This window comes from Kineococcus glutinatus, from assembly GCF_039542765.1.
Lineage (GTDB): Bacteria > Actinomycetota > Actinomycetes > Actinomycetales > Kineococcaceae > Kineococcus_A > Kineococcus_A glutinatus.
Genome location: NZ_BAABIL010000174.1, coordinates 1 through 5,109, shown reverse-complemented (window position 1 = coordinate 5,109; position 5,109 = coordinate 1). Strand labels below are relative to the sequence as shown.

The following is a 5,109-nucleotide window of genomic DNA, read 5'->3' as shown; positions in this document are numbered from 1 at the left end:
GAGCTCACCGACGCCGCCGGCCGGCCCGCGGCCGCGGCGGTGGTGGCCTCCCGCCCCGCGCCCCCCGGGCGGCCCACCGTGCTGCTGTACGCCCACCACGACGTGCAGCCCCCCGGGGAGGACGGCGACTGGGCCAGCGCGCCCTTCGAGCCCGTCGAGCGCGACGGGCGCCTCTTCGGCCGCGGTGCCGCCGACGACAAGGCCGGGCTCATGGTGCACGTCGCCGCGCTGCGGACCCTGCTGCCGCTGTGGGGTGCCGACGGGGGGGTCGGCGTCACCGTCTTCGTCGAGGGTGAGGAGGAGATCGGCTCGCCCACCTTCGCGGCCTTCCTCGCCGCGCACCGCGAGGCCCTCGCCGCCGACGTGATCGTCGTCGCCGACTCGACGAACTGGCGGGTGGGCGTCCCGGGCCTCACGACGACCCTGCGCGGCCTCGTCGACTGCACCGTCCGCGTCGACGTCCTCTCCCACGCCGTGCACTCCGGCGTCAACGGCGGCCCGGTCCTGGACGCCCTGACCTGCCTGTGCCGGCTGCTGGCGACGCTGCACGACGAGGCCGGCGACGTGGCCGTGGCCGGCCTGGTGCGCGGCGACGCCCCGGGCACCGACCTCACCGAGGAGCGGTTCCGCGCCGACGCCGGCGTGCTGGACGGGGTGCGGCTGGCGGGGACCGGGTCCCTGGAGCAGCGGCTGTGGACCCGCCCGGCCCTGTCGGTCATCGGTCTCGACGCCCCGCCGGTGGCCCGCTCGAGCAACACCCTGCTGCCCTCCGCGCGCGCCAGGGTCTCGCTGCGGCTGGCCCCCGGCCAGGACCCGGTCGCGGCGATGGCCGCCCTGCGCCGGCACCTGGAGGACCGGGCGCCGTTCGGCGCCCGGGTGCTCGTCGAGGAGGGCGAGACCGGCGCGCCCTTCGCCTCGGACACCACCGCCGCCGCCCACCACCTCGCCCGCCGGGCCTTCGCCGAGGCCTACGACCACGAGGTCGTCGAGCTCGGCATGGGGGGCTCCATCCCCTTCCTCGCCGAGCTGGCCGCGGTCTACCCGGACGCGGCGATCCTCGTGACGGGGGTGGAGGACCCCGACTCCCGCGCCCACGGGGCGGACGAGTCGCTGCACCTGGCCGACTTCGAGCGCGCCTGCCTGGCCCACGTCCTGCTCCTCGACGCGCTCGCCGCGGTGGGGGAGGGTGGCGGCGCGGCGTAGTCTGGGCGCTCCGGCGCCGGGCGCGCCGCTCCCGGGAACAGCGCGCGCGCCGCGCCGGTTGTCGGGGGAGGAGACCGGCCGCAGGACGGCCGGTCCACAGCTGTCGAGCCGAGCGGAGACGACACCGATGACCGTCCAGGACGGAACCACCACCGCGACCCACGGGGTCGAGCTCACCGACGTGGCCGCCGCCAAGGTCAAGGCGCTGCTGGAGCAGGAGGGTCGCGACGACCTGCGCCTGCGCATCGCCGTGCAGCCCGGCGGGTGCTCCGGCCTGATCTACCAGCTCTACTTCGACGAGCGCGAGCTCGACGGTGACGCGCTGCGCGAGTTCGGCGGCGTCGGCGTCGTGGTGGACCGGATGAGCGCCCCCTACCTCGACGGGGCGACGATCGACTTCGCCGACACCATCGAGAAGCAGGGCTTCACCATCGACAACCCCAACGCGGGCAGCAGCTGCGCCTGCGGCGACTCCTTCAGCTGATCCCGGGCGACCCCGCGCCGCCGGCCGGCTGGCCGGTGGACCCGGGGCCCTCGCGCCTGGACTTCACGCGCCTGCGCCCGCGGCCCGGGGACGACCTCGTGGCCGCGGGCGGGGACCTGCGCGCCGCCACCCTCCTGGCCGCCTACCGGGCCGGGTACTTCCCGATGGGGCTCGGCCGGCGCGGGCGCCCACCCCTGGGCTGGTGGTCCCCGGACCCCCGCGGTGTCCTGGTCCCGGAGCGGGTCCACGTCTCCCGCTCGCTGCGCCGCGCCCTGCCCCGCTTCGAGGTGCGGGTGGACACCGCCTTCGACGCCGTGGTGGCCGGGTGCGCCGACCCGGCCCGCAGCGGTGCGTGGATCACCCGGCAGGTCGCCGCCGCCTACGGCGAGCTGCACCGCCTCGGCTGGGCGCACTCGGTGGAGACGTGGTGCGAGGGCGCGCTGGTGGGCGGTCTGTACGGCGTCTCGATCGGCGGCCTGTTCGCCGCGGAGTCGAAGTTCCACCGCGTCACCGGTGCCTCCAAGGCCGCCGTCGTGGCCCTGGCCCGGCTGCTGCTGGCCGACGGCACCGCCGGCCGCCTCGTGGACGTGCAGTGGTGCACAGACCACCTCGCCACCCTCGGCGTGGAGGAGGTGGGGCGCGCGGAGTACCGCGCGGCGCTCGGCGCGGTCCTGGCCCTGCCCGCGCCACCCGCCTTCGCCCGACGCCCCGACGGGGCCCCGCGGGGACCCGGGGGGTAGTCTCGGCGCGAACGCCCTGCGCGTCCGGTTCGTCGCCGGCCGCCAGCGGCGGGATCCGATCGAGGGACGTGGAGAGGCCGACGTTGGGCACCCGAGACTCGTACGCCGCACCGCGCCGCCGCTGGTCGTGGCCGTTGCGCGCCGCCGCCGGGGCGGGCCTCGCGCTCGTCCTCACCGCCTGCGGTTCCGGAAGGGCCAGCAGCGACTTCGCCCACGGCTACCTGCCGCTCGACAGCGTGGGCGCCACCAACCACACCGACCGCATCCAGGCGCTGTGGAACGGCTCCTGGATCGCGGCCCTGCTGGTCGGCATCGTCGTCTGGGGCCTCACGCTCTGGTGCGCCGTGGCCTACCGCCGCCGCAAGGGCGACCCCGAGCTGCCGCCGCAGGTGCGGTACAACCTGCCCATCGAGATCCTGTACACCACCGTGCCGGTCATGATGGTGGGCGTCCTGTTCTTCTACACGGCGCGCGACGAGGCCGCGATCCTCGACCGCACCGGCAACGTCGACCACACGGTCGCGGTGATCGGCAAGAAGTGGGGCTGGGACTTCAACTACGTCGAGGAGGACGTCTACTCCCCGGGCCGGCAGGCCACGCTGACGGGCGTCGAGGGCGTCGAGGCCACCCTGCCCGAGCTGGTGCTGCCGGTGGACCAGGACGTCCGCTTCCAGGTCGTCTCCATCGACGTCAACCACTCCTTCTGGATCCCGGCGTTCCTCTTCAAGATGGACGCCATCGCCGGCAGCCCGAACGAGTTCGTCGTGCGCCCGACCAAGGAGGGCGTCTTCCAGGGCAAGTGCGCCGAGCTGTGCGGCGAGTACCACTCGGAGATGCTCTTCAACGTCCGCGTGGTGTCGGAGGACGAGTACGACAGCTACATCGAGGACCTGCGCGACAAGGGCCAGGAGGGACAGCTCTCCACCCAGCTCGCCGGCGAGGTCGAGCGCAACGCCGCTGTGCCGCGCGATAGTGAAGGGACCAACCACTAATGGCCGCTGAGAGCATCAGCCCTCCCGGCAGCGTCGCCCGCACCGCGACGAGGCAGCCCGTCGGCGTGGTCGTGCCCCGCTCGCGGGGCAGCGTGGTCACCAAGTGGATCACGAGCACCGACCACAAGGTGATCGGCAACCTGTACTTCATCACCTCCTTCATCTGGTTCCTCCTCGCCGGCCTCATGGCCCTGGTGATCCGCGCCGAGCTGTACGAGCCCGGCATGCAGGTGGTCAGCTCCAAGGACCAGTACAACCAGCTGTTCACCATGCACGGCACGATCATGCTGCTGCTGTTCGCGACGCCGCTGTTCGCGGCCTTCGCCAACGCGATCATGCCGCTGCAGATCGGCTCGCCCGACGTGGCCTTCCCGCGCCTCAACATGCTGTCGTACTGGATCTACCTCTTCGGCGGTCTCATCGCCGGGGCGGGCTTCCTCACCCCGCAGGGTGCGGCCAGCTTCGGCTGGTTCGCCTACACGCCGCTGTCCGACGCGGTGCACTCGCCCGGTCTCGGCGGCAACCTGTGGGTCTTCGGCCTGGCCTTCGGCGGCTTCGGCACGATCCTCGGCGCGGTCAACTTCGTCACCACGATCATCTGCATGCGCGCCCCGGGCATGACGATGTTCCGGATGCCGATCTTCACGTGGAACATCCTCATCACCAGCGTGCTGGTGCTGATGGCCTTCCCCGTCCTCGCGGCCGCGATGCTCGCCCTGGGCGCCGACCGCGTCATGGGGGCCCACGTCTACGAGGCCGCCAACGGCGGGCCGATGCTGTGGCAGCACCTCTTCTGGTTCTTCGGGCACCCCGAGGTCTACATCATCGCGCTGCCGTTCTTCGGGATCATCACCGAGATCATCCCCGTCTTCAGCCGCAAGCCCGTCTTCGGCTACAAGGGCCTCGTCTTCGCGACGATCTCCATCGCGGGTCTGTCCGTGACGGTGTGGGCGCACCACATGTACGTCACCGGCAAGGTCCTGCTGCCCTTCTTCGCGCTGATGACGATGCTCATCGCGGTCCCGACGGGCCTGAAGTTCTTCACCTGGATCGGCACGATGTGGCGGGGGTCGCTCACCTTCGACACGCCGCTGCTGTGGTCGGTCGGCTTCCTCGTCACCTTCCTCTTCGGCGGCCTGACCGGCGTGATCCTGTCCTCCCCGCCGCTGGACTTCCAGCTGTCCGACTCCTACTTCGTGGTGGCGCACTTCCACTACGTGGTGTTCGGCACGGTGGTCTTCGCGATGTTCGCCGGCTTCTACTTCTGGTGGCCGAAGTTCACGGGGAAGATGCTCGACGAGCGCCTCGGCAAGATCCACTTCTGGCTGCTCTTCATCGGCTTCCACACCACCTTCCTCATCCAGCACTGGCTCGGCGCGGTCGGCATGCCGCGCCGCTACGCCGACTACCTGGTGGAGGACGGCTACACCACGATGAACCAGGTCTCCACGATCGGGTCCTTCGTCCTCGGCGCATCGATGCTGCCGTTCCTGTGGAACGTCTACCGCACCGCGCTCAAGGCGCCCAAGGTCGAGGTGGACGACCCGTGGGGCTTCGGCAACTCCCTGGAGTGGGCGACGTCCTGCCCGCCGCCGCGGCACAACTTCACCTCCCTGCCGCGCATCCGCTCCGAGCGGCCCGCCTTCGACCTGCACCACCCCGAGGTCGTCGGGCACGACACGCCGACCGC

Annotated in this window: 5 protein-coding genes; all 5 read left to right on the top strand. The window is 72.2% G+C overall.

Going from position 1 to position 5,109, the window contains the following annotated elements:
- Positions 1 to 1,203: M20/M25/M40 family metallo-hydrolase (locus ABEB16_RS07500; RefSeq protein ID WP_345711638.1), on the top strand; the 1,203-nt coding region annotated here is incomplete at its 5' end.
- 127 nt (positions 1,204 to 1,330) lie between these two features.
- Positions 1,331 to 1,687: a HesB/IscA family protein gene (locus tag ABEB16_RS07495; RefSeq protein WP_345711637.1), complete on the top strand. Its 357-nt coding sequence runs from the start codon at positions 1,331 to 1,333 to the stop codon at positions 1,685 to 1,687.
- Between the two features lie 35 nt (positions 1,688 to 1,722).
- Positions 1,723 to 2,427, top strand: coding sequence for a leucyl/phenylalanyl-tRNA--protein transferase (gene aat / locus ABEB16_RS07490; RefSeq protein ID WP_345711636.1), 705 nt, complete (start codon positions 1,723 to 1,725; stop codon positions 2,425 to 2,427).
- Positions 2,428 to 2,510: 83 nt separating this feature from the next.
- A complete protein-coding gene (gene ctaC, locus ABEB16_RS07485) occupies positions 2,511 to 3,419 on the top strand; it encodes an aa3-type cytochrome oxidase subunit II (protein ID WP_345711635.1) in 909 nt (302 codons plus the stop codon).
- The coding region (gene ctaD, locus ABEB16_RS07480; RefSeq protein ID WP_345711634.1) for an aa3-type cytochrome oxidase subunit I at positions 3,419 to 5,109 on the top strand (1,691 nt) is incomplete at its 3' end. The genes ctaC and ctaD, both read left to right, overlap by 1 nt.